Origin of the sequence: Heliobacterium chlorum, from assembly GCF_014502795.1 — a bacterium.
Lineage (GTDB): Bacteria > Bacillota > Desulfitobacteriia > Heliobacteriales > Heliobacteriaceae > Heliobacterium > Heliobacterium chlorum.
Window position 1 is genome coordinate 223,819 of the sequence record NZ_JACVHF010000001.1, and the last position, 23,658, is coordinate 247,476.

General features: G+C 52.4%; 24 protein-coding genes, 1 pseudogene and 2 riboswitches. Of the genes and pseudogenes, 21 read left to right on the forward strand and 4 right to left on the reverse strand.

Features of this window, described 5'->3' with window-relative positions; genetic code table 11:
- Positions 1–205: 205 nt before the first annotated feature.
- From H1S01_RS01015 to H1S01_RS01025, 3 genes are read right to left on the reverse strand one after another with little or no spacing between them, the layout of a single operon-like run.
- A complete protein-coding gene (locus H1S01_RS01015) occupies positions 206–1,084 on the reverse strand; it encodes a ComEC/Rec2 family competence protein (RefSeq protein ID WP_188038266.1) in 879 nt (292 codons plus the stop codon).
- Positions 1,077–1,307, reverse strand: a complete 231-nt coding sequence (locus tag H1S01_RS01020) for a DUF3006 domain-containing protein (RefSeq protein WP_188038267.1) — start codon at positions 1,305–1,307, stop codon at positions 1,077–1,079. The genes H1S01_RS01015 and H1S01_RS01020 overlap by 8 nt, the downstream gene beginning before the upstream one ends.
- Positions 1,304–1,504 carry a nucleotidyltransferase substrate binding protein gene (locus H1S01_RS01025; protein ID WP_341479018.1) on the reverse strand — a complete coding sequence of 67 codons (201 nt, stop codon included), beginning with the start codon at positions 1,502–1,504 and terminating at the stop codon, positions 1,304–1,306. The genes H1S01_RS01020 and H1S01_RS01025 overlap by 4 nt, the downstream gene beginning before the upstream one ends.
- A gap of 264 nt (positions 1,505–1,768) precedes the next feature.
- Between H1S01_RS01025 and H1S01_RS01030 the strand changes: the two genes are divergently transcribed.
- The 12 genes and pseudogenes from H1S01_RS01030 (at position 1,769) to ytfJ (ending at position 14,530) form a co-directional block, all read left to right on the forward strand.
- Positions 1,769–2,611, forward strand: coding sequence for an MBL fold metallo-hydrolase (locus tag H1S01_RS01030; RefSeq protein WP_188038269.1), 843 nt, complete (start codon positions 1,769–1,771; stop codon positions 2,609–2,611).
- Between the two features lie 91 nt (positions 2,612–2,702).
- Positions 2,703–2,890, forward strand: a riboswitch (Lysine riboswitch).
- A 119-nt stretch (positions 2,891–3,009) separates the two neighbouring features.
- A complete protein-coding gene (locus H1S01_RS01040) occupies positions 3,010–4,263 on the forward strand; it encodes a diaminopimelate decarboxylase family protein (protein ID WP_188038271.1) in 1,254 nt (417 codons plus the stop codon).
- Positions 4,264–4,353: 90 nt separating this feature from the next.
- Positions 4,354–4,545, forward strand: a riboswitch (Lysine riboswitch).
- 518 nt (positions 4,546–5,063) lie between these two features.
- On the forward strand, positions 5,064–7,712 hold the full coding sequence (locus H1S01_RS01050) for a CBS domain-containing protein (RefSeq protein WP_188038273.1): 2,649 nt from the start codon (positions 5,064–5,066) through the stop codon (positions 7,710–7,712).
- Between the two features lie 11 nt (positions 7,713–7,723).
- Positions 7,724–8,353, forward strand: a complete 630-nt coding sequence (locus H1S01_RS01055) for a site-2 protease family protein (protein ID WP_188038274.1) — start codon at positions 7,724–7,726, stop codon at positions 8,351–8,353.
- 37 nt (positions 8,354–8,390) lie between these two features.
- Positions 8,391–9,392 carry a tryptophan--tRNA ligase gene (gene trpS, locus H1S01_RS01060; RefSeq protein ID WP_188038275.1) on the forward strand — a complete coding sequence of 334 codons (1,002 nt, stop codon included), beginning with the start codon at positions 8,391–8,393 and terminating at the stop codon, positions 9,390–9,392.
- 6 nt (positions 9,393–9,398) lie between these two features.
- Positions 9,399–10,184, forward strand: a complete 786-nt coding sequence (locus H1S01_RS01065; RefSeq protein ID WP_243236871.1) for a segregation and condensation protein A — start codon at positions 9,399–9,401, stop codon at positions 10,182–10,184.
- Positions 10,181–10,807: an SMC-Scp complex subunit ScpB gene (scpB, locus tag H1S01_RS01070; protein WP_341479003.1), complete on the forward strand. Its 627-nt coding sequence runs from the start codon at positions 10,181–10,183 to the stop codon at positions 10,805–10,807. The genes H1S01_RS01065 and scpB overlap by 4 nt, the downstream gene beginning before the upstream one ends.
- A gap of 5 nt (positions 10,808–10,812) precedes the next feature.
- Entirely contained in the window at positions 10,813–11,661 is an 849-nt protein-coding gene (locus tag H1S01_RS01075; protein ID WP_188038276.1) for an alpha/beta fold hydrolase, read from the forward strand.
- A gap of 48 nt (positions 11,662–11,709) precedes the next feature.
- Positions 11,710–12,567 carry a bifunctional 5,10-methylenetetrahydrofolate dehydrogenase/5,10-methenyltetrahydrofolate cyclohydrolase gene (locus H1S01_RS01080; protein ID WP_188038277.1) on the forward strand — a complete coding sequence of 286 codons (858 nt, stop codon included), beginning with the start codon at positions 11,710–11,712 and terminating at the stop codon, positions 12,565–12,567.
- 51 nt (positions 12,568–12,618) lie between these two features.
- On the forward strand, positions 12,619–13,254 hold the full coding sequence (locus H1S01_RS01085; protein ID WP_188038278.1) for a cyclodeaminase/cyclohydrolase family protein: 636 nt from the start codon (positions 12,619–12,621) through the stop codon (positions 13,252–13,254).
- A gap of 243 nt (positions 13,255–13,497) precedes the next feature.
- Positions 13,498–13,947: pseudogene (locus H1S01_RS22455) on the forward strand (DUF2953 domain-containing protein); the annotation flags it as partial.
- A 124-nt stretch (positions 13,948–14,071) separates the two neighbouring features.
- Positions 14,072–14,530: a GerW family sporulation protein gene (ytfJ, locus tag H1S01_RS01090; RefSeq protein WP_188038279.1), complete on the forward strand. Its 459-nt coding sequence runs from the start codon at positions 14,072–14,074 to the stop codon at positions 14,528–14,530.
- 102 nt (positions 14,531–14,632) lie between these two features.
- Here ytfJ and H1S01_RS01095 read toward each other — a convergent pair whose 3' ends face one another.
- The gene (locus H1S01_RS01095) at positions 14,633–16,930 is read right to left on the reverse strand and encodes a transglycosylase domain-containing protein (RefSeq protein WP_188038280.1); all 2,298 of its coding nucleotides are present in this window, start codon (positions 16,928–16,930) and stop codon (positions 14,633–14,635) included.
- 174 nt (positions 16,931–17,104) lie between these two features.
- Here H1S01_RS01095 and H1S01_RS01100 point away from each other — a divergent pair, with 174 nt between their 5' ends.
- From H1S01_RS01100 to H1S01_RS01140, 9 genes are all read left to right on the forward strand, one after another.
- A complete protein-coding gene (locus H1S01_RS01100) occupies positions 17,105–17,692 on the forward strand; it encodes a nucleoside recognition domain-containing protein (protein WP_188038281.1) in 588 nt (195 codons plus the stop codon).
- 2 nt (positions 17,693–17,694) lie between these two features.
- Entirely contained in the window at positions 17,695–18,225 is a 531-nt protein-coding gene (locus H1S01_RS01105; protein WP_188038282.1) for a spore maturation protein, read from the forward strand.
- A 117-nt stretch (positions 18,226–18,342) separates the two neighbouring features.
- Positions 18,343–18,594, forward strand: a complete 252-nt coding sequence (locus H1S01_RS01110) for a hypothetical protein (protein WP_188038283.1) — start codon at positions 18,343–18,345, stop codon at positions 18,592–18,594.
- Between the two features lie 185 nt (positions 18,595–18,779).
- On the forward strand, positions 18,780–19,730 hold the full coding sequence (locus tag H1S01_RS01115) for a pseudouridine synthase (RefSeq protein ID WP_188038593.1): 951 nt from the start codon (positions 18,780–18,782) through the stop codon (positions 19,728–19,730).
- Positions 19,669–20,265: a cob(I)yrinic acid a,c-diamide adenosyltransferase gene (gene cobO / locus H1S01_RS01120; protein WP_188038284.1), complete on the forward strand. Its 597-nt coding sequence runs from the start codon at positions 19,669–19,671 to the stop codon at positions 20,263–20,265. The genes H1S01_RS01115 and cobO overlap by 62 nt, the downstream gene beginning before the upstream one ends.
- On the forward strand, positions 20,255–21,334 hold the full coding sequence (gene cobT / locus H1S01_RS01125; protein WP_188038285.1) for a nicotinate-nucleotide--dimethylbenzimidazole phosphoribosyltransferase: 1,080 nt from the start codon (positions 20,255–20,257) through the stop codon (positions 21,332–21,334). Before cobO ends, cobT begins: the two co-directional genes overlap by 11 nt.
- Positions 21,335–21,391: 57 nt before the next feature.
- Positions 21,392–21,856 carry a hypothetical protein gene (locus tag H1S01_RS01130; protein ID WP_188038286.1) on the forward strand — a complete coding sequence of 155 codons (465 nt, stop codon included), beginning with the start codon at positions 21,392–21,394 and terminating at the stop codon, positions 21,854–21,856.
- Between the two features lie 35 nt (positions 21,857–21,891).
- Entirely contained in the window at positions 21,892–23,184 is a 1,293-nt protein-coding gene (locus H1S01_RS01135; RefSeq protein ID WP_188038594.1) for a BaiN/RdsA family NAD(P)/FAD-dependent oxidoreductase, read from the forward strand.
- Between the two features lie 44 nt (positions 23,185–23,228).
- Positions 23,229–23,648 carry a HutP family protein gene (locus tag H1S01_RS01140; RefSeq protein ID WP_188038595.1) on the forward strand — a complete coding sequence of 140 codons (420 nt, stop codon included), beginning with the start codon at positions 23,229–23,231 and terminating at the stop codon, positions 23,646–23,648.
- The last annotated feature ends 10 nt before the right edge of the window (positions 23,649–23,658 follow it).

The window sequence follows — 23,658 nt, forward strand, 5'->3', positions numbered from 1 at the left end:
GTCGAAGGCGATGCTGACTATATTAATACATATAAACGGACAAATCTATATTAAAATACTTGAAATAAGAGTAAGAATTGTAAATAAAAAATCCCTCCGTCTTTCCAATAGGGAAAAAACTGAGGGATTTCGAATGATATTAAATTATCAAATTGGCTCTTTTAATTGGAAATTATAGAATAGGCAATCCGATGCGAAATGATCTTTATTGACTTGTTGTCATATTGATCGTCTTACCGTCGCTTCTTGCGACAACAGTGCCTTGTTGATCGGTCCGGTAGACGCCGATCTTCGCTTTTGTCAATTTTGCCATCGTCTCTCGATGGGGGTGACCGTAGCTGTTATCTTTGCCGCAGGATATGATGGCGTATTTGGGAGAGACGGCTTTTAAAAAGGCGTCTGAGGTGGAACTGGAACTGCCGTGGTGACCGAGCTTCAGCACATCGGCTCGTACATCATAGCCTTTTTTCAGGATTTCTGATTCCGACAACGCTTCGGCATCGCCCATCAACAAAAAGGATGTGTTCCCATAGGTCAGCTTTAGCACCGCCGAGTAGTCATTTAACTCTTCATAGCTGTCGCTGTTGGGGGCCAGCATTTTGGCTTCGACACCGTTTAGGTTCAGGTTGACCCCACCTTTGGCCTGTACGCGCTGGGCACCGCTTGCTTTGATCGCGTTCAGCAGGTCCTCATACGTTTTGGATGTATGAGTAGCTTTAGGCAAATAGACCGTATTGACGGGTATCTGTTTCAGCACATCTGGGAGGCCGCCGATATGATCTTCGTGGGGGTGAGTAGCGATGATGGCATCCAGACGACTTATTCCTTGCGACTTTAGATACTTCACCACCGAGGGTCCATCGTCACGGTTGCCGCCGTCGACGAGAACCGCCTGCCCTGCAGGGGTCTGGATGAGTATGCTGTCGGCTTGCCCAACGTCGATATAGTGGACGGTCAGGTCTTTTACGTTCGCAGGCGTCGCTGTCGGTTTGCTGCTAGAGCAGCCGGCAAGGGCAAAGGAAAGGAAGGTAAGGAGAGCCAGCATTAAGACGAGTATAGAGGGGAATGAACGGCGACTAGGCATTGAAAAAATCCTCCATTGTACGAGCCATCGCTTCTCTTCGACGGGCCGTAGCTTCGTTATCTACTTCGATATGTAGCAACAAAAGATCACCCTCACGAGCTTCCGCAGGCAATAGGGAGCGGGGTAGGGAGAAGGTGGAGCCGTCTTCTGTCTCAATCACAGCCCAATTCTTCTCAAAGCGATCGATCGTTACATGGCTCGGGGGAAATGGTGCTGTCGTCATAGCTTTTCTTCACCTCCGATTCGAAGTGATATTCGTAGGACCAGTTCGGTAAAGGCGCTCACATACTTATCTCTGATATTATTACATATTTCAATCGATAAGTGTTCATCGTAAATACGGGCTGTAGTGTTTTGGTCACGTAACATAGATAGCCACAACTCGTCGTCTTCAACGATGCCTGCGGAAAAGATTAATATTCATTGATACTACCTTGACTTTCGTTTTAAAACAGCGTAAAACCTCAATGGGCAAAGGCCTATCTTTAATTATATTCTGCTTTATTCAACTTTAATACGTGATCATCCCATGACCGCATTAACTCCTGTGACATGTTTAGGATAGGCTTTTTTTACGACAATCACTAGAGAATTACAAAAAAAATAGAATGATAGTACCGACGGGCAGGAATTGGCCTTGAAAAAGCCAATAAGATAGAGAAGCCTGTCGGGAGGGATTTCGCAGTGAACAAAGCACCTTATACAGTAACCTTTTGGGGGGTACGCGGTTCTCTTCCAGTACCGGGTTCCCAAACGCTGCACTTTGGCGGCAACACTCCCTGTATCGAGATTCAGATTGGATCTCGCCTGCTCATTATCGATGCCGGCTCGGGGATTTATAATCTAGGCCAGAAACTTATCGCCAATGGCAGTCCTCTACGGGGTGACATCTTAATTAGTCATACACATTGGGATCATATTCAGGGTTTTCCCTTTTTTGCGCCAGCTTTTGTTCCGGCAAATCGCTTCATTTTATATGGGCAGAGTAAGCTTAACCGAACCTTCGCCGATTTGATGAAGCGGCAGATGATGCCTCCCCATTTTCCGATTCCTTTGCATGAAATGGGTGCCCAGATCGATTTTCAAGAGATCGCCCCTGGAGATGTGCTCGACCTCGGTGACGAGATCACGATAACGACGGCACGGACGAACCATCCCGATGAATGTCTCGCCTTTCGCGTGGACCATGGCGGACGATCTACCTGTTATGTCACTGATACAGAACATTTCCCACAAGTTGATCCAGAATTGACCCGCTTGGTGGCTGGTGCCGATCTGGTCATTTATGACTCTAATTATACCGATGATGAGTATACCGGACGAAAGGGAACGTCGAAGATCGGATGGGGACACTCGACTTGGCAGGAAGGAATCAAGCTTGTCCAAGCGGCGGGTGCGAAGCGTCTGATCCTATTTCACCATGCCATCCATCGCTCCGATGATGAACTGAAGCAGATCGAAGCGATGGCTCAGGATATCTACCCTAACTGCACGGCAGCCTGGGAAGGCATGGAGATTCCACTGTGAAAGAATTGCTAAACAGGCTGATTGACAGCATTTTTATCGCATGTTAAACTATATGCATCTTAAAAATCTATAGGATACCTCATCTCTTTCGGGGTGAGGTAGAGGCGCGGTTGATTATCAGTACCGACGGGAAGGTTCAAAGGCATGAACAGAGCACCGCTGGGAAAGGGATCACCGCCGAAGTCCAAGCTGTGCCAGGTTTGGGCTGGGTCTGCAGTGAACAATTGCAGGACTGTCACTGAGGACCTTTCCCGCCCTCGGTGGAGCACTATCTTACGTACCTAGGGGAAAAGAGTGAGGTATTCCGCCGGTGTACTTGTGTATACAACCGTCGAGAATGGCTCGGCGGTTTTTATTTTGCATCGCTGGATCGGACAACGAGAATAGGAGGAATTCCATTGCCTGCGAAAACACTTCCTTTCACCAAAGAGCAACTGGAAGACATGATCGCCCAATACCCGACGCCTTTTCACATTTATGATGAGAAAGCGATTCGGAAAAACGTACGCAACCTACTGGCCGCCTTTGCCTGGGCGCCCGGTTTCAAAGAATACTTTGCTGTCAAAGCGACTCCCAACCCCTATCTGATGAAAATTCTCAAGGAAGAAGGAGTCGGCGCTGACTGCAGTTCCATCGCCGAACTGATGCTTGCTGAGAAAGTGGGCCTCTCCGGGGAAGAGATTATGTTCTCTTCCAATAACACACCTGCTTTTGAGTACCAGAAGGCTTTTGACATGGGCGCTGTCATCAACTTAGACGACATCACCCATATTGAGTATCTGGAAAAGCATGTCGGTCTGCCTGAGTTCGTCTCTTTCCGCTATAACCCCGGTCCGCTCCTCAAAGGCGGCAACGTGATCATCGGTATGCCCGAAGAAGCCAAGTATGGCCTCACCCGGGACCAACTCTTCGAAGGCTATCAGATCCTGAAGGAAAAAGGGGTCAAGCGTTTTGGCCTGCATACGATGGTCATCTCCAATGAACTGAACTCCGATTCCTTCATCGAAACGGCCAATATGATGCTCGACCTGGTCGTCGATATCTACAAAAAGCTCGACATTCGCATCGAGTTTGTCAACTTTGGCGGCGGTATCGGCATTCCTCATCGTCCCGAACAAAAACCGGTCGACTTGGATTATGTGGGTGAAGGCGTCCGCAAGGTCTATGAAGAAAAGATCCTGGCCAATGGCCTTGAACCGGTTCGCATCGCCATGGAGTGCGGCCGCATGATCACCGGCCCATACGGGTACCTGGTGACCCAAGCGATCCATAAGAAGAACATTTATAAGCGCTACATCGGCGTCGACGCCTGTATGGCTAACCTGATGCGTCCGGCCATTTACGGCGCCTACCATCATATCACCGTCGTGGGCAAGGAAAATGAACCTCATGATGAAATCTACGATGTTGTCGGCTCGCTCTGCGAAAACAACGACAAGTTCGCTGTCGACCGGAAACTGCCTCGCATCGAAGATGGAGACATTCTCGTCATCCATGATGCTGGCGCACACGGTCATGCCATGGGCTTTAACTACAACGGTAAGCTCCGTTCTGCCGAATTGCTGCTCAAACCGGACGGCACCGTAGAGATGATCCGCCGGGCTGAGACGGTGGAAGACTACTTCGCCACACTGGACTTTTCCAGATTATAACCGTCAAGAATCATTGACACCATGCTGTCTAGAATGCTAGAATTATCTTGAACCTGGTCAATTGCATAGATGATACCTCATCTCCTTTCGGAGTGAGGTAGAGGCGCGGTTTCATCAAGAGTACCTCCAGGAAGGTCCAACGGCATGGACAGAGCACTGGAGAAAAAGGGATGGCCGCCGAAGTCCAAGTATGGCTACACTTGGGCTGGGTCTGCAGTGAAGAATTGCAGGACTGTCACCAGCGGGTTATTCCCGGCTTGCTGGTGGAGCGCTATCTTACGGTTATGGGAAAAGGGGAGGGGTATTCTCAGGCTTGTCTATACAGCCGCCGAGAATTCTCGGCGGCTTTTCTGCATGTCATGAAGAAATTTTGATTAGAAACTGATGGACTGACTGAGTTGGACCGATGCGGGCATGTACGGTGATAAGAAGCAGTGAATAGAAGCATGGCAATATAAGCCATACTGAGGAAACGATGACATAGGATCGGAAGGGTGGTGAGCACATGTCGGAAAAATACTATGAAATGATGATGGAAGAGATCAACAGCCGGCAAGCCTCCCAAGATACGGCAGAACAAGTGGAAACTGCTGCGGGACAAGAGTAATCACAAAAAGGAAGATAAAAAAACATTATAAATGGTAAAAATGCGGTGAGAAAGTCACCGCATTTTTTTATGATAAAAGTCTCCTTTCCGAGAAAAAGGTGAAAAGAGGCCCTCTTGCTGGATGGAAGATGGTAAAAGGCAAAGCGGCTGTGGTATAATATTCCCTATGATAATTTGTGAGAGGCGGGCTCACGTGGAGATTATTTTGACTCATAATAATACTGATTTTGACGGTTTGGCTGCTGCCTATGCCGCATCCAAGCTGTACCCACGGGCAGTCCCCGTCCTGCCTAGCAAATTGAGCGCCAATGTACAGGAATTCATGGCCCTGCATAAAGATACCTTGGGATTCAAACCGGCGAAGGATATTCCTGCGGCGATGGTCAAGCGGCTTATTTTAGTCGATACCAAGATGGCCTCCCGCGTCGGTCCTCTGGGGCAACTGGCCCAAAACCCTTCTGTCGACGTACACATCTACGATCATCATCCGCTGGGGGCTGATGATACGCCGAGCACCATGATGGTCCGGGAAGATGTAGGGGCTGTCACCACCATCCTTGTTGAAATCCTGCGGCGCCGGCACAGTAAACTGACTTCCTTTGAGGCGACTCTTCTCGCCCTTGGCATTTATGAAGATACAGGAAGCCTTATGTTTTCGACCACCACCGATCGGGATGCGGCGGCGGTGGCCTTTTTACTGCAAAATGGAGCCAACTTGGCCGTCATCAATGAGTTTATCGATCGGCCTCTCTCGGCGGACCAAAAGAACTTGCTCTGGATGATCACGGACCGATCGACCATCCATATGATCCACGGACTGAAAATTTTGGTGACTTCGGCGGCTATCAATGATTATGTGGAAGGGTTATCTCACCTCGTTCACAAACTGGGGGATATTGAAAGCCCCGATGTGATGATCGCTATCGTGCACATGCATGACCGGGTCCATATCGTCGCCCGCAGCCGAGTCGACGCGGTCCAGGTCAACCGGCTGCTCCATCCTTTTGGGGGAGGCGGTCACGGCGCCGCCGCGGCAGCGACGGTCAAAGGCGGTAACGCCGAGGTTATCATGGGGGAAATCGTCGATACCTTATATCGTTCAATCCGCCCTCAGCCCGGGGCACGAGAAATCATGAGTTCCCCCGTGAAGACGGTGACTTCGAACACGGTTATCGAAGATGCCGGGAAGGTCATGCTGCGCTACGGTCATACGGGGCTGCCTGTGGTGGACGGCGATCAACTGGTTGGTGTCGTCAGCCGGCGAGACTTAGATAAAGCATTCATCCACGGACTGCGCCATGCGCCCGTTAAGGGATTCATGTCTCGCAATGTGATCACCGTAACGCCCGATACACCGATGCGGGAGATTCAGCGTCTGCTCATCGAGCACAATATCGGCCGTTTGCCGGTGATGGAAGAGGGAAAGCTCGTCGGCATCGTTTCCCGTACAGATGTGCTCCGTACCCTGCACGGGGAGGCCCCGCTTCGCTATTGGACGAATTTTCAACGCTCCGGTGAGGCTTTGACAGCGCCGCAACAGCGCCAGATGACCAGCTTGATGCGTGAACGCCTACCAGCGGTAATCTTCAATCTTTTTGAAGATATCGGACGTCTTGCAGACGATGAAGGGATTCAGATTTACGTCGTCGGCGGGTTCGTCCGGGACCTGCTCCTCGGCGTGAGCAACCTCGATATCGATCTGGTTATCGAAGGCGACGGCATCCGCTTCGCCACGACCTTGGCCCGATTTTTAAAAGGCCGGCTCCGGGTTCACGAGAAGTTTGGCACGGCCAACATCCGTTTCGGCGATCAGAAAATCGATGTGGCTACAGCCCGTCGGGAATTTTACCAGTACCCAGCGGCCTTGCCTCAGGTAGAAGCGTCAGATCTTCGACAGGATCTTTACCGGCGGGACTTCACCGTCAATGCGCTGGCGCTATGCTTAAACAGCGACCGCTTTGGCGAACTGGTCGACTTTTTCATGGGCCGTAAAGATTTAGAACAGGGCTTAATCCGAGTCTTATACAACCTCAGCTTCGTCGAAGACCCAACGCGCATCCTGCGGGCGATTCGCTTTGAACAGCGGTACCGGTTCTCGATTGAACCGCAGACTCTGGGCTTTGCCCGGGAGGCGATCGCTCGGCACATGATCCGCGAAGTCTCCTATGAACGTATGTTTGATGAACTCATTTTAATCCTGAGTGAGGAAAATCCGGCACCAGCACTGCGCCGGATGACCGAGTTGGGAATCTGGGAATACCTACTGCCAGGGCTTGAGTGGACTGCTTGGCTGGAAGTGGAAATGGCAGCGATTCCCCCTTTGTTAAAATCGTTAGCAGCCCAGGATCTGCCGAGTCCGAAAGAACGGTGGATCGTCTTTTTCTTCGCTCTTAACCGGCGTTTGTCTGCCGATGGCGTCCGGTTTGTGGTGGAACATTATCCGCTGAAGGCATCCATGCGGGAATTGCTTCTGCGCATTCACCAATCGGGGTCGTCTACATCGCAAGAACTGCAGGCCTGGCTGCGCGGTAACTGTTCCTTAAGTAATTTGGAATCGATCCTGCAAGGATGGTCCTGGGAGTCCCTGCTTGCGCTTCGAGCTGGTTACTCCGTCGAAGAAACGCTTCGTTTAGCCGAAGCTTGGCAGACGATTCGCCAGAGCAAGCCTTTGTTGAACGGCAACGATTTGAAAGCTATGGGGATTCCACCGGGGCCGAAATACGCGCAAATTTTGACGCGCCTTCGCGAAGCCTCTTTGGATGGCCGGTTACCTGATAGGGAGGCGGAGAAAGCTTTTGTTCAGAAGCTGCTCGCCCAAGAAGTTCCGGTTTGGCAAGAATGAAGGAGGTAGCGATGTTCGACTTCAGTCTCACCGACTTGATAGCCAGGGCTCCGGCGATTCTCATCGCCTTAGCCCTCCACGAGTATGCCCATGCCCGTGCGGCCGTTTGGCTAGGCGATCCGACACCCCGCTGGGAGGGCCGGTTGACGATCAACCCCTTGGCCCACTTGGATATTCTAGGGACGATTATGCTTGTCTTTGGCCCTTTTGGCTGGGCCAAACCGGTCCATGTAAACTCGGCTAATTTTAAAGGGGACCGTAAGCGCGGCATGATGCTCGTATCCCTCGCCGGACCGCTGATGAACGTTTTGTTGGCTATCTTGTCGGTCATCTTGCTCATCGGTTTCTGGAACCAGCCGGAGCTGCGGCCGATCCTGCAGAGTCTGCTGATGATCAATGTAGGGTTAGCGGCGTTCAACATTCTGCCTATCCCGCCGCTCGACGGTTCGAAGATCCTCTACGGATTGCTTCCCTATCGCTACTCCGGGTGGCTTTATTCCTTAGAGCAGTATGGTTCACTCATCCTGTTATTGATTGTCTTTTTCCCATCCCTGTCTCAGATTCTGCTTATGCCGATATATGATGCGCTCTATGCGATTATCCTGCCGGTGGGAAGCGCCATCGGAAAGCTGATTTTTTAACGTGTAAAGCTTGAGGAGAAGAGGAAGGAGTTTCACCATGAAGAAAGGGAAAATCTTTAGCGGCATGCGCCCGACAGGGCGACTGCACATCGGTCATCTGAGTGTGTTAGAAAACTGGGTTCGCCTGCAAGAGGAATATGACTGCGTCTTCGGTGTTGTCGATTGGCATGCTTTGACGACCTCCTTTGAGGATGTGCAGTCCCTACAGCAGCGGATCCGGGAGATCGCCCTAGACTGGCTGTCAGCCGGTTTAGATCCGGAAGAATGCGATATCATGGTTCAGTCGCAGGTAAAGGAACATGCTGAATTGCATCTGCTCTTTTCCATGATGACCCCGGTCAGCTGGTTGGAGCGATGCCCGACGTATAAAGATCAAATCCAACAGTTCGGCCTGCAGGGCAAAGAGATCAATATGTACGGTTTCCTCGGCTACCCCTTGCTGATGTCGGCTGATATCCTGCTCTACCTGGCTACCCATGTGCCGGTGGGCCAAGACCAGATCCCCCACGTGGAAATCAGCCGGGAAGTGGCTCGCCGGTTCAACTTCATGTATCAGAAGGAAGTCTTCCCGGAACCGCAAGTGCTTTTATCAGAAGTTCCCCTGCTTCCCGGTGTCGATAACCGCAAGATGAGCAAATCCTATGGAAACGATATCTCTCTGACGGCGTCGCCGGAAGAGATCAAGGAAAAAGTACGGCTTATGATCACCGATCCGGGCCGGGTACGCAAGACTGATCTAGGCAATCCCGATGTCTGTGTCGTCCATACCTATCACAAGATTTATAACGACGTGGAAGTGGAAGGCATCGCCAGCGATTGCCGTAAAGCTGGTATCGGTTGTGTCGCTTGCAAACAGCGATTGGCCGCTAAGCTGGAAGCCGTGCTGGGCCCGATCCGGGAGCGCCGGGACCAACTGTTGGCCAAGCCCGGTATCGTCGATGAGGTTTTGGCTGAAGGATCTCGCAAAGCCCGTGCCCGTGCCGCTGAGACGATGGGTCTCGTTCGAGAGGCGATGGGTGTTAAAGGGGTTTTGGACTAGCCCGCCATGTCATCGGATATGACGAAGGCTGGGTCAGCGGTGACGGCCTATCAGGTGAATCTCCCTGTCTTCGAGGGTCCTTTTGATTTGTTGGTTCACCTGATCGAAAAGAACAAGGTGAATATCTATGATATCCCCATCGCTCAGATAACAGCCGAATACCTGGCCTATTTGAGACAGATGGAAGAGATCGATCTGGAAGTGACCAGTTCCTTTCTGCTGATGGCGGCCCAACTGCTTGCCATCAAGGCGAGAATGCTCCTGCCGAAACCGCCGAAAGCGCCTGTCGACGATGATGGAGAAGAAGCAGGGGATGATCCACGGCAAGAACTGGTGGACAAACTGCTCGAATACCGCAAGTATAAAGCGGTGGCGGAACTGCTGCGTAGCCGGGAAGTGGAACAGATCGCTGTCTACGGCCGGGTCGTCGACCCTTCCACCATGTCTCACCTCTTTCAGGAGGAAAATCCTCTTGAGGGGGTCATGCTCGGTGATATCTTGGCAGCTCTTCGGAAGGTGCTGAACCGCCAGGAGAAGGAAGAGCCTGTTGCCGACATTCCTCGGGAAGAAATTTCGATTCAAGTGCGCATGCAGGAACTGCTTGAATATATCACCACCCGTCCCAAGGACGATCCTGTTGTCTTCTCATCGATCTTCCACGAACATCGGCGTCCGGGAGAGGTCATTGTCACCTTTCTGGCCGTACTGGAATTGGTGCGTATGAAAAAGATCCGGGCCATTCAGCGATCCCCCTTAGGTGAGATTTATCTGATTGAGGTGCCAGTTTCGTGACGCAAACATCTCTCTTTACCGGGCAGATGGATCGGGTCTTGGAAGCCTTGCTCTTTGTCTCCAGCGATCCCGTTCCCTTGGATACATTGGCGGAAGTGACGGGTTTGTCTGCAGAAGAGGTACGGAAACTGCTGAACGACTTAGCGGCGGAATATGCTGAACAAGGCCGGGGTTGGCAGTTAGAAGAGGTGGCCGGCGGTTTTCGCCTTTCCACTCGACCGGATTTTGCCCCCTATATTGAGCGCTTGTTGCGCGCTCCCCAGCAAGGACTGTCGACAGCAGCGTTGGAGACGCTCGCTATTATCGCCTACAACCAGCCGGTCACTCGGCTGGAGGTGGAGCAGATTCGCGGCGTCAAATCGGAACGCTCGCTGGCGACGCTGCTCGGTAAAGGCCTCATTCAGGAGGTCGGGCGAAAAGACGCCTTAGGCCGCCCCATTCTCTATGGGACTACGGAACAATTTTTACGGCATTTTGGCTTGCGTAACTTAGAAGAACTGCCTCGACTCGAAGAGGTTTTTGTACAAGATCTGCTGCCGCTGGTGGAGCGGGAATCTGAGCTGGACAGTAGCAGCCACGAATCTTCTGCGACTGCCTTGTCCGAATCTGAACCGGAGGCTTGATGTCGATGCAGCCTGTACGTCAATCGGTATCGTTGCCTGGAATTCGCCTTTCTTATCTGGAATGGAGAGGGAAAGGCCAGGAGCCTTTATTATTACTGCACGGTCTTGGCGATCATGCCCTGATGTGGACTCAGCTTGCCGAGCGCCTAGCCGATCGTTTTCACATTGTGGCCCCCGATATGCGCGGTCACGGCGAAAGCGATAAGCCGAAGCAAGGCTACACCTTTGCCGAGGTGATTCTCGATCTGGAACGGCTCATGGACCATCTAGGATGGTCAACGGCCCATATTCTTGGTCACTCTTGGACGGGAAAACTGGCGCCGATCTGGGCAAGGCAAAATCCTCAGCGCTTCCGGAGCATGATCCTGGTCGATCCTATTTTTATCATCAAGATGCCTGCCGTCATGAAGTTGAGCTTCCCGATCCTTTTCCGGGTCCTCGACAGCCTGAAGGGGATGGGGCCTTTTGCCGACTACGCCGAGGCCGAGGCTAAAGCTCGGACCCTGCGGCAGTATGAAGGCTGGAGTCCTTTCCAAGCGATGGTCTTCAAGGAGGGCATGGAACAAAAGCCTGACGGTCGCTGGGGCAGCAAATTCGTCGTGCCGGCACGGAATCAGATTTTCGATGACGTCATGCGAGTCGCCGGTTTGACTGAACCGATTCACGTGCCGACTTTGTTTGTGCAGCCGGAAAAAGGCGTTAACCGGGCCGAGTTTCAGATGAAGCCATACATAACGTATCTGAAAAATCTAGAGGTTCGCCGGGTCCCCGGCAACCACTGGCCCATGTATGTGGAACCGGAATCCTTTGAACAGGCAATCGAGGAATTTTTGATGAAACAGGTTAAGTTATAGACAGGGAACTAATGACAATTAATCTTGAAGGGTGGCAACAACAGACACATGGGAGCTCAGTATATTGACGGCAAGTCCATTGCCGCCCAGCTTCGGGCTGAACTAAAAACAGAAGTCCAATCGTTGCGAGACAGAGGCTTTCAGCCGAAACTGGCCGTCGTGCTGGTCGGAGACGATCCGGCATCGGTCGTTTATGCTCGTTCCAAAGAGAAAGCCGCAGCCAATGTGGGCATCGAATTTGAGTTATTTACCCTTCCCGGCGATACGGCTGAGGCAGAAGTCCTCCAGTTGATTGAGCGGTTAAACGGTGATGAGCAGATCCATGGTATCATGGTGGAACTGCCCCTTCCCAAGCACATCTCGAAAGAGAAAGTCATGGAGGCAGTTCATCCCTTAAAGGATGTTGATGGAGTTCATCCGCTCAACCGGGGTTACGTGATGGCCGGTCAACCAGGTCTTGTTCCGGCGACCCCCTTGAGCTGTATTGAACTGTTGGAGCGATCCGGTGTGGAAATCAGCGGCAAGCGAGTGGCCGTCGTCGGACGGGGCGAGACCGTTGGCAAACCGCTTATCTTCTTGCTGCTTCGCCGCAACGCTACGGTGACCGTTTGCCATACCCGTACGAAAGATCTTGCGGAAGAGACGAAACGTGCCGAGATCGTCATCGCAGCCGCCGGTAAAGCCGGATTGGTGACGAGAGATATGGTTGCTCCAGGAGCCATCGTCATCGACGCGGGAATCAATGAAGGGCCCGACGGTTCCATCGTGGGCGATGTCTGTACCGCCGACGTGGCAGAAGTAGCGTCGTTCATTTCGCCTGTACCCGGCGGAGTCGGCGCTTGCACGACAGTGTTGCTCTTCCGGAACGTGATTCAAGGACTTAAGATGCAAAAAGGGTTGGCCTAAGCAGGCCCGCCCTTTTTTATAGCTAACAATAATGAACGAGGGATGAAAAACATGAGTGATATTTTCGATCTTTCCTTGCGAGAAGTCATCGCCCAATCGGCATCGTCATCTCCGACGCCGGGAGGCGGCTCCGTTTCGGCCATCGCTGCGTCTTTCGGGGCAGCTATGGTCGCTATGGTAGGTAACCTGACGACAGGAAAAGAGAAGTTCAAAGAGGTAGAACCACAGGTACAAGAGCAGCTTCAAAAGCTGCAAGGGATTTTAAGCCGCCTGGAGAATTTGGTCCGTGCGGACATAGAAGCTTTTGACGCCTATATGGCCGTGTTCAAGATGCCCAAAGATACGGAAGATCAGAAGGCTGCCCGTGCCCAAGCGATGCAAGTAGCGGCTAAAAATGCCACCAATGTGCCTTTGTCTATTGGTGAAACCTGTTTGGAAGCGTTGGTGTCGGCAGTGGAACTGGCCGTTGTCGGCAACAAAATGGCCATCTCCGATGTGGGTGTTGGCGCTTATTTAGCGGAGGCTGCTTTAAAAGGCGCTTTGCTGAGTGTAGACATCAACCTTCCTGCGATTAAAGACGAAACCTTTGTCGCCGAATCAGCGGTTCGTCGAGATCGACTTATCGAACAAGCCCTAGCGCTGCGGGAGACAGCCGTAGCTGAAGTGTTAAAGCGGATTAGGGGCTGATTACCTCCATTTCAGTAACAGGGATAATTTTTTTAACAGTGTACAGCCCACTATCAGACGTATGATCGTCAAGGCTTACAGCCGATAGCAGGGCTCTATGGATGGGATCTATGGATAATTTAGGCTAACCGTGGGTATGCTATCCTTCCGAAGTGAGGGATAGCCTCCACCATGATGAATCTATTGAAATGGATCCTCCCGATCGGGGGAGTCCTGCTTACGCTGGCGTACCTTGCGGTTCGCATGCCCTTTACCTTGCAGGTTACCTATAAAAGAGAAGGCGAAAAAGATGATTTCACCTTGTCCTGGTTATTTCTCGGACACTGGTGGACTCTTTTTCGCCTTCCCAAGGTTTCTCTATCGACGAAAAAGCTCAAACCAAAGTTGCTATACAGATTCAAATATCAAAAAAGAGAGCAGACCCGCCGCGAAAGCTTGATAAAATTTTTGGCCCAAGCAAAATCCCTCTTCCCCAAATTCCGTCGTTTTTTACGAGTGATCGATGTAAATTTAGATAATTTTCAAATCCATAAACTACAATGGGTGACGCGGGTCGGTGCAGCAGATGCGCTTGAAACGGCATTATTGTCTGGCGGTTTATGGTCGTTAAAATACACGCTGCTTGCTCGCCTTTACCGTTTTGTGAAAGATCCCGACGCCTTGCCGAGAGTGAATGTTGTCCCTTTCTACGGAGGCAAGCGTATCGATGTATTCCTTGATTGCATAGTCACAATGCGCCCCGGTCATATTATCATTGTTGGACTATGGCGTGCTGGAATCATACCAGGAATGTTCACAAAAGAAGGTGAAGGTCGGAATGAATCATCCAATCGAGGCGCTGATGCGGACGGCCATGGAGAGTCTCAAAGAGATGGTCGACGTCAATACGGTGGTCGGCGACGCCGTCCAGGCACCGGACGGCAGCCTGATCATCCCCGTCAGCCGCGTAGCCTGCGGCTTCGCCGTGGGCGGTTCCGAGTTTTCCGAAAGTAAGGGTCAATCGCAAAGTGCTTCTGATACAGGGCTTCCTTTTGGCGGCGGTAGCGGCGCCGGTGTATCTGTGCAGCCGGTTGCTTTCTTGGTGGTCCATGACGGAAATGTTCGTTTGTTGCCTGTCGATGGCAATGCCGTAGCAGAGCGACTGATCGATTTAGCCCCTCAGGTGATGGATAAGATTCGAGATCTGGTTGCCGATAGAGGCGAAATGTCGGAAGAGACAGGTGAATGTGACGAGGAGAAAGTAGAAGAAAAACTCCATGAGCGAAAAAGACACTGAACTCATATGTGTCTTTGAAATTGCCTGTTTTGTGATTTCTTATATGGAGTAACCCATTCCCACATAAATGAGCCCCCTGAGGTTTTCTCAGGGGGCTTTTGCTTACCCTTTTGGTCCAGTATCCGGATCCGGTGTGGTTGGTGGGTGGTTCGTCGTCTGTGCCTTTCCCGGCGTATCGGGTTCCTTGATGGACCGGATGTTCCCGTCTTGAGAGGGTGTCGTCACGACGGGAGGAACTTCTATCGTCGTCTCAGGTACCTTTTTGACCGGTTTATCTTTCGCCGATTTCTCTGAATCGACCAAAGGCGTCTGGCGATCAGGCTCATCACCGGTAGAGGGAGTGATGACTTCTGTAGCTCCTTCCGGATGAGCCGGTGACATCGACGGAGGTCCGGGCGACTCTCGATGTCTGGGCGACCAATCATAATTCTTCGGACCGATGAACTTAGCCGCCCGCGCCACCTCATAGTCCTCCGGTTGATGGAATGCTTCCACCGCTTCGTTTTGCAAGGCATCGTTCATGATCTCGCGGAACATCTGTGCCGGATAAGAACCTCCGTAGATTTGTTTCAAATAGTGGCTGTTGTCTGTCTTGTCGTATCCCATCCAGACGGCACAGGTGTACTTCGGCGTATAGCCGACGAACCAGGCGTCTTTGTTCCCCCTCATGTTCTGAAATTCGGGGGTTGGCGGGAGTTCTGTTGTGCCGGTCTTGCCAGCGACAGGATGGCGCATCTGGGCACGGTAACCGGTTCCCGATTGAACCGTCGATACGAGCATCTGAGTCGTTCGATAGGCAGCGCTGCTGCTCATGACTTGACTGTTCTTGTATTCGATGGGGAGTTCCTTGCCTTGAGCGTCGATTACAAGTGTGACAGCATGGGGCTCCACGTAAGTACCCATGTTGGCCAAAGGTGTGTAAGCTCCAGCCATCTGCAAGGGGGAAACGCCTTGTGTCATTCCACCGAGAGCGAGGGAAAGGTAGCGATCTTGGTCGGTCAGCGGCAGGCCCACGTTTTTGGCAAACTGGATTCCTTTTTCCATCCCCATCAACTTAAAAAGATAGACTGCCGGCACGTTTAAGGAATAGGCGACAGCCTCCCGGATGGTCACAGGCCCTCGGTAGCGATTATCATAGTTCCCCGGAGAGTAACCATCGAAATCGATGGGGGCATCGACGAGAATATCGTCGGGCGTATAGCCTGCCTCCATAGCGGGTCCATAGACGACGATCGGTTTTAGCGCAGAACCAGGTTGGCGGCGAAGTTGTGTAGCCCGGTTGAAACTGCGCCTTCCATCGTAGTTGCGACCTCCGCCGAGCCCTTTAATCTCGCCGGTCTTATGGTCGATGATGGCCACACTAGCCTGGACGGGCTGGTCAGAGGGTCCCGGCGGGTAATTGGAATCGTCGTTCATGACATCTTCAATGCGCTGTTGGATCTTCCGATCGAGAGAGGTGTAAATCTTCAAGCCGCCTCGAAAGACCTGATCTTCGCTGTAGCCGTGGTTTGAGAGCTCATTGATGACGTAGTCCACAAAAGCGCCGTAAGGGTATCGGCCTTGTGTAACGCCGTGAATCTGATGGGGAAGGGACTCTTTCTTCGCCTCTTCCGCTTGGGCTGTCGATATCATATTGTTTTTGCTCATGATACTTAAGATAAGATTGCGTCGTTCCAACACGGCCTCAGGATTCGTGATCGGCGAATAGTATCCAGGCCGTCGAGGAATAGAGGCGATCATGGCGGCCTCGGCCAGATTGAGCATGGATGCGTCTTTACCAAAATAGGTCTGGGCAGCTGCTTGTACGCCATAGGCGCTGTGACCGAAATAGATGCGGTTGAGATACAGCTCCAATATCTGATGTTTACTAAAGCGCGATTCCAACCGGTAGGCCAAAAAAGCTTCCTGGATTTTACGTTTTATTGTTTTTTCCGTGGACAAGAAGGTGTTCTTGACGAGCTGTTGAGTGATCGTGCTCGCCCCTTGGGAGTAGCGCCCGTCTTGGAAGTTGGTCACCAGGGCTCGCAAAATAGCGCGAAAGTCCACCCCTTGGTGATCGTAAAATCGTAGGTCTTCCGCCGCCAGCATGGCATTTTGCATCACTAGAGGTATGGAATCGAGGGATATGGGGATACGGTTTTGTTCTCCATGGAGTACCGTAATGAGCTCACCGTCTTTGTCGTAGACGAAGGAAGTCGCTTCGAGAGAGCCCAGTGTTTCGGCATTCAATTCTGGACAGTCGTTTAAGAAATAGGTAAGAGTTCCGATGCCGGCGAGTAAAATGAAAAAAGTGATAACAGTGACGACTTGGATCCAACGCCGAAGGCTGGAAGGCTTTCCTTTGTCATGGGAAGGAGAATCGCGGTTCGGGCCTTGTTTTCGCTCAGGTGTATGGAACATTCTATGTGTACCTCCACGGCATGATGTACCTCGAGGATTTTCCCCCATATAGTGTACTTATTCTCAGTGAATATTCATTTTCCTGCCAATTATTAACATTTTTTCCTGAGCGTGATTTGGTCTAGCCTATCTTTTCCCCCTCATAAGTTGTACCGTTTAGGGGGGGATTCGTCGATGAATGTGATTTGGCTTTTCTTCTTGCTGGGAGGTATCGGTATCGCGGCGTCCCATGGAGATATACAGAAAGTAACCGACGGCGCTCTCAAAGGAGCAGAAATGGCTGTCGAAGTTGCCCTCGGTCTCATCGGGGCCATGTCCCTGTGGCTGGGTATCATGCGCATCGCTCAGGAAGCTGGGCTGATTCGTGTCGTCGCCCGCCTGGCCCGACCTTTTATGGAGCGGCTTTTTCCTTCCATTCCGGCGAATCACCCGGCCTTGGGACACATTTTGATGAACTTAAGCGCCAATGTTTTAGGTCTCGGCAGTGCGGCTACCCCCTTTGGGATGAAAGCGATGCAGGCGATGCAGGAGTTGAATCGTAACCGTCCGGAAGCCTCAGCGGCGATGTGCACTTTTTTGGCGATGAACACCTCCTGCATCACCATCGTTCCGGCCACGATCATCAGCGTCCGGGTGGCTGCTAACTCGGGCAATCCAACGGAGATCGTCGTACCGACGATTTTGGCAACCACCGTGGGCATGTCAGTGGCTGTGACTGCCGATTGGCTGTTGCGGACCTATTTTCAACGACGGAGGGGTTGACGATGTCAATCTTCAATACATTGTCCCAGTGGACTGTTCCCATGCTCTTTGCCGTCATCTTGATCGCTGGTGCGGTGAGAAAAGTAAAAGTCTACGACGCCTTTGTCGCTGGAGCGGAGGAAGGCTTCACGATCGCTGTCAAGCTGATTCCCTACCTGGTGGCGATGCTGGTGGCGATCGGCATTTTCCGGGAAACAGGCGCTATGGACATGGTCATGAACGCCATCAGCCCGCTCACCAACTTTTTAGGCATACCTGGGGAAATCTTACCGCTTGCGGTAATGCGCCCCTTGTCCGGCAGCGGTGCTTTAGGGGTGGCCACCGAACTCATTCAAACGCATGGACCGGATTCTTTTGTAGGTCGTCTGGCGTCCATCATGCAAGGGACGACAGATACGACCTTTTTTGTGTTGACGATCTATTTTGGAGCCGTCGGTGTGCGCCAGTACCGGTACAGCCTGTTTACTGGGTTGTTAGCCGACGTGACAAGTTTTCTTGCATCTGTCTATTTTTGCAGACTTTTTTTCGGCTGATTTTAATAAAGTGTCAAAAAGTGCTTTTCCTCACAACAGGATTGTGGTATCATACGTCTCAAGAGAGTTGACTGTCAATTCTGAAAAAAACCATTTTTTGAAAAAGGGGTGCAGTAAATGATGGCTACGTCCCCTGCGTTTCAGACAGGTGATCGCGTGATGACCTACAATGCGAAGTCGGGGACCGTCTCCGATGTTATTTTCGAGGATGACGGCAGCAAGATTTTGTTGATCAAGATTGACAATATGCCTGGTGAGTATGCTTACGATATGATGGAAGTCATTCCGGCTGACGGTGGTGCCAAATACAAAGCGTACAAGACGGATCCTCTGAGCGACATTAAGATGAAAAAACGCTACTACGCCTAAATCTCATAGACTGTATACGTTCTTTATCAATTAGGGTCACATCTATGCCGGATTGTATTCAATATACATTCGCGGACCTGTCGTGCAGATGACGCCGGCAGGTCCTTTTGTTTGCGGATCGAGGTAATCATGGTATAGTGAGATTGGAAAGGAAAAACTATTGCGGCAGAGATTCATTGAAAGAGGTGTTATCGACTACGACCGCAGAACGATTGCAAAAAGTGTTAGCTGCTCACGGCTTAGCTTCCCGGCGGGAAGCGGAGGATTGGATCCGGGCAGGCCGGGTCCAAGTCAATGGTGCTGTCGTTACGGAGTTGGGCCTTCGTGTAGAAGAGGGCAAAGATATGATACAAGTGGACGGCAAGCCCCTGACCGTCCGGGAGCGGCACCAATATTTTCTCTTATATAAACCAAGGGGTTTCGTGACGACCCGGAAAGATCCCGAGGGCCGGCCGACGGTCATCGACTTGGTAAAAGATATCCCTACCCGCATTTATCCAGTGGGACGGCTGGATCAGGATACAGAGGGACTGCTCTTATTGACGAACGACGGAGAGTTGGCTTATCGGTTGACCCATCCGAAGTACGGTGTGGAAAAGACTTATCATGCCCGGATGCGGGGGAACGTTCCCGATCCGGTGATCAAAGCCTTCGCCGAAGGGGTTATGTTAGAAGATGGCTTGACGGCTCCAGCGAAGGTAAAGGTGCTCGAGCGGGAGGGCGGCGCCACCCGGATCGAGCTGACTATCCATGAAGGACGGAACCGGCAAGTCCGGCGCATGGGAGATGCCGTCGGTTATCCCGTCGTTCATTTGACTCGCGTTTCTTTCGGTCCCTTGACCATCAGCGGGCTAAAGCCCGGTGCGTACCGCCCGTTGAAGCCGCAAGAAGTGCGGGCTTTGCAAGCGGCAGCCGGAATCACGAAGGGGAACAAAAAACAAGCAGATATCAAAGGAAAAGAAGCGATAAAAGCGCCGGGAAAAACGGGTGAAAAAAATAAGCTAGCCAAACCTGCCGGGCCTGGGAAGGGCCTCACTTCCGTTCCCGGCAGGAAAACGGACGGAGGGTTTGGGAGTGACAAGACCGGTTTTGGAAAAAGGCCTCATTCAGGTGTACACAGGCAACGCAAAGGGTAAAACGACAGCTTCCCTCGGCTTGGCCTTACGGGCTATCGGACACGGCTTTAAGGTGTTTATCGTTCAATTTATGAAGGGCAGTTCCTATTACGGTGAACTGGCTACGATCCAGCGTCTGTATCCCGATATCCAGCTCGCCCAGTACGGGCGCAATTGCACCCATGATCCCCTCATCCGCCAAGGCGAAATGCAGTGTGTCGGTTGCGGTCATTGCTTTGTGCGCAAAGGGGCGGCCACCGAACAAGACAAAAAGATGGCAGCCATGGCCCTCGAAAAATCGCGGCAAGTCATCACGAGCGGTGACTATGATCTGGTCATCCTTGACGAACTGTCGAATGCGCTTTACTTCGAACTGGTGACGATCGAGCAAGCATTGGAACTGCTCGATCTCAAACCGGAAAAGGTAGAGTTGATCGTCACCGGCCGCAACGTGCCGCCGGAAATCGTAGAACGGGCCCACTTGGTCACCGAAATGAAGGAAATTAAGCACCCCTACCAAATCGGTGTCGCCAGCCGGAGAGGCATTGAATACTGATCCCATCGGTCCTCTGGACCAAAAGGCCATGGAGGCGGCCCGGCAGCGCTGGGACGGCTTAATTAAGCCGTCCAAAGGGCTGGGTTCTTTAGAGAGTTTTGTGGTCCACTTGGCGGGGATAACGGGCCAGGAAGTTCCTTGCTTAAATCGCCGCCGGGTGTTGATCATGGTAGCGGAGCACGGCGTTGCCGAAGAAGGGGTCAGTGCCTATCCCGAAGGGATGACCCGGTCCATCGTGGAAGCCTTTTTACACGGTCAGTCTGGTACAGCCGTCTTGGGACGGGAAACATCCACCGAAGTTTATTTAATCGATGTGGGCCTGAAGGAAAACTGTCATCGCGATTGCTACGCGGCCGGTGCGTCTGTTCCCGGTTACCAACTGGGAAAAGCGGCGGCCCAATGGATCTCGTTGAAGATCTCGGCGGGGACGAAGAATTTTCTCAAAGACAGGGCCATGAAGCGGGAAGAGGTCCTTCTCGCCCTGCAAACAGGGGCGAACCTAGTGAATCAGGCGGCAGAAGAAGGGGTCCAAGCCTTAGCGCTGGGAGAAATCGGTATCGGCAACACGACCTCCTGCAGCGCCATCACGGCGGCTTTGTTGCAATTGCCTCCCGAAGAGGTAGTCGGGCGCGGTTCCGGCGTCTCCGACAACGCCATGGAGCGAAAAAGGCGTGTCGTCGCGCAGGCCTTGTGTCAGCACAATCCCCCGGCCGGTGATGCGGTGGAAGTCCTGTCGATGGTGGGAGGATTAGAGATCGCCGCCCTGACCGGTGCGATTTTAGAAGCGGCTCGCCTGCGTCTTCCAGCCATATTAGACGGTTTTGTCACTTGTACGGCCGCTTTGTGCGCCTTTTTTCTCGATCCCGGCATTCGTGATTACCTGTTGCTCAGCCACCGTTCGAAAGAAACGGGCCAGCAGAAGATCGTCGACTTTCTGCAGCTTCAGCCGCTCCTCGCCTTTGATCTACAGTATGGAGAAGGGGTGGGTGCGGTACTGGCCCTTCACCAGGCTTATCTGGCTACCTGTGTGCTACGCGATATGGGGAAATGGCCGCAAAAAAAGGAATAATGATCCTTCGCCTCGAATAATGTAGAAAATCCTGCTTGGAGGTTGGAGGAGACAACGTTGGGGAACGGACTTATGGGAGACGATTGGAGGCGCTCGGCCATCCGGGCTCGAGTCCGTCTCGATTTTCGCACTCCCTTTCGAAAAAATAGACTTTTTTTTGGTTCACCGGATCTGGAGAAACAGGCTGAAGAAATTCGTGATCAGTATGTAGCCCTGCTTCGCAATGTGCCCATTCAAGGGATCCAGGTGGAAGATATCGATTTAGGTGCCGATGTATACGTGTTACTGGATGAGGAGACAGGCCGGGAAGTGGCCTTTGCACCGGTGATTTTAACGGTTGGTGCGGACAGCCTTGAAGATTTAACGCGCTTTTCCATGCGTGAAGAATTTCGGAAAGTGGAAATACTGGAACCGGACCAACTCTTTTTGCATCCTTTTGAAGTGGAACGGTTTATTTATCGAATCAATGAGGAACAGCGTCGCATTCAACAGCAGTTGGAACGGCGTATGACGGCACGGTAATAACGAACATCCCTGGTAATTGGAGTGTGACGATCCTGGACAAGTCGCGGATCATTGTTGTTGGGGGAGGGGCTGCCGGGTTGACGGCAGCCATCATGGGGGCCAGAGCCGGGGCTCCCGTTTTGCTTTTGGAGAAAAAAGATCAGCTTGGCAAAAAGCTGATGATTACCGGCAAGGGACGCTGCAATGTGACGAACGCCGCCAACGACGTGGAAGAGATCATCGCCAACCTTCCCGGTAACGGCCGATTCCTCTATGGTGCCTTGCGGGCATTTGACCATCGGCAGACGATGCGTTTCTTTGAAGAAGAACTGAGGCTGCCGCTAAAGGTGGAGCGAGGCAACCGGGTCTTTCCCGAAAGTGACCGGGCCGCCGATGTGGTCGACGCCATGGCCCGGGAGATGAAGCGGCTTAAAGTGGACGTGCAGACCGGTGTCTCTGTCACTGCTGTCGAGTTGGATGAAGACGGTCGTGTAGCAGGGGTACGGACGAGACAGGGAACCAAGATTCCTGGCCGGGCCGTCATCATCGCCACAGGGGGAAGCACCTACCCTGGGACGGGGAGTACCGGTGATGGCTACCGGATGGCCGCTGATTTGGGCCTCCATGTGACGACACTTCGCCCTTCTTTGGTTCCCTTGATCGCCCAGGAAGACTGGGTAAAAGAGCTGCAAGGGCTGGCGCTCAAAAATGTCCGCGTGACCTTGTGGGATCCCAAGGGGAAGAAGCTCGGCGAAGAGTTTGGGGAAATGCTGTTCACCCACTTTGGCCTTTCGGGCCCTATCGTGTTAAGCTTGAGCAAAAAAGCGACCAATTACTGGGAAAAGCGCGGCAAAGAGCGAGAGCCCCTGACCGTAAAAATCAACTTGAAGCCTGCATTGACGCCGGAACAGTTGGACGCCCGGATTCAGCGGGATTTTCAGGAGTACCTGCGGAAGCAGTATAAAAACGCCTTGGGAGACTTGCTGCCGAAATCGTTGATCCCGGTGGTGATCCGGCTTTCCAAAATCGATGAGGATAAGTTCGTCCACCAGATCACCCGCCAGGAACGGCATCAACTGCTGGAGACGCTGACAGGGATGACGGTTACCGTCATCGGTCACCGTCCCATGAGCGAGGCCATCGTGACGGCCGGCGGTGTCGACATCAAGGAGATTGACCCGAAGACGATGGCAAGCAAAGGGGTACCCGGTCTCTTTTTCGCCGGTGAAGTGGTCGATGTAGACGGCTATACAGGAGGATTCAATTTACAAGCGGCTTGGTCCATGGGTTATGTGGCTGGGCGGGCTGCTGCCAAACTTGTCAATACGCCGGCAGGAGGGGTATAATGAGCATGCCCGAAGGAACACAAGGTAGGACGGGAGGACGGATCATGGGAGGCAATCCGGGGAGCAAACGGGTGGCTGCTGCCGCACTGCGACTGGCCATGAGCGAAAGCCGTGAAGATGAGCATGAACTGCGCCGGATATTTTTACAAGAAGGGATCCGGACTGCGGCTGTAGACTACGGCGGGGAATTCGTTCCAGCCGTAAAGAAGATCATCGAGCGGGCTGTCGTAGCTGCCAAGCGGGAAGGGGTCATCCGGGAAAGCCATCCGGAAGAGGGCGCCGTCGCCGGCGCTACCCATGAAGCCATGATGCAGATCATGCCGAAAGCGGTAGGACTGAATATCGGCGGGAAAGTGGGCATCGCCCGCTACCAGGACCATATCAGTGTGGCTATTTTCTTCGGTATCGGTTTGCTCCATCTTGATGAAGTGGCCGTAGGTATGGGCCACCGGGCAGCTTTATAAGCGTAGAATA

Excerpts from the sequence above, each read along its gene's own strand:
- H1S01_RS01015 (WP_188038266.1), bottom strand. The coding sequence starts at position 1,084 with ATGCCTAGTCGCCGTTCATTCCCCTCTATACTCGTCTTAATGCTGGCT.
- H1S01_RS01020 (WP_188038267.1), bottom strand. The coding sequence starts at position 1,307 with ATGACGACAGCACCATTTCCCCCGAGCCATGTAACGATCGATCGCTTT.
- H1S01_RS01055 (WP_188038274.1), top strand. The coding sequence starts at position 7,724 with ATGTTCGACTTCAGTCTCACCGACTTGATAGCCAGGGCTCCGGCGATT.
- trpS (WP_188038275.1), top strand. The coding sequence starts at position 8,391 with ATGAAGAAAGGGAAAATCTTTAGCGGCATGCGCCCGACAGGGCGACTG.
- H1S01_RS01065 (WP_243236871.1), top strand. The coding sequence starts at position 9,399 with ATGTCATCGGATATGACGAAGGCTGGGTCAGCGGTGACGGCCTATCAG.
- H1S01_RS01075 (WP_188038276.1), top strand. The coding sequence starts at position 10,813 with ATGCAGCCTGTACGTCAATCGGTATCGTTGCCTGGAATTCGCCTTTCT.
- H1S01_RS01080 (WP_188038277.1), top strand. The coding sequence starts at position 11,710 with ATGGGAGCTCAGTATATTGACGGCAAGTCCATTGCCGCCCAGCTTCGG.
- H1S01_RS01085 (WP_188038278.1), top strand. The coding sequence starts at position 12,619 with ATGAGTGATATTTTCGATCTTTCCTTGCGAGAAGTCATCGCCCAATCG.
- ytfJ (WP_188038279.1), top strand. The coding sequence starts at position 14,072 with ATGAATCATCCAATCGAGGCGCTGATGCGGACGGCCATGGAGAGTCTC.
- H1S01_RS01095 (WP_188038280.1), bottom strand. The coding sequence starts at position 16,930 with ATGTTCCATACACCTGAGCGAAAACAAGGCCCGAACCGCGATTCTCCT.
- H1S01_RS01100 (WP_188038281.1), top strand. The coding sequence starts at position 17,105 with ATGAATGTGATTTGGCTTTTCTTCTTGCTGGGAGGTATCGGTATCGCG.
- H1S01_RS01105 (WP_188038282.1), top strand. The coding sequence starts at position 17,695 with ATGTCAATCTTCAATACATTGTCCCAGTGGACTGTTCCCATGCTCTTT.
- H1S01_RS01110 (WP_188038283.1), top strand. The coding sequence starts at position 18,343 with ATGATGGCTACGTCCCCTGCGTTTCAGACAGGTGATCGCGTGATGACC.
- H1S01_RS01140 (WP_188038595.1), top strand. The coding sequence starts at position 23,229 with ATGGGAGGCAATCCGGGGAGCAAACGGGTGGCTGCTGCCGCACTGCGA.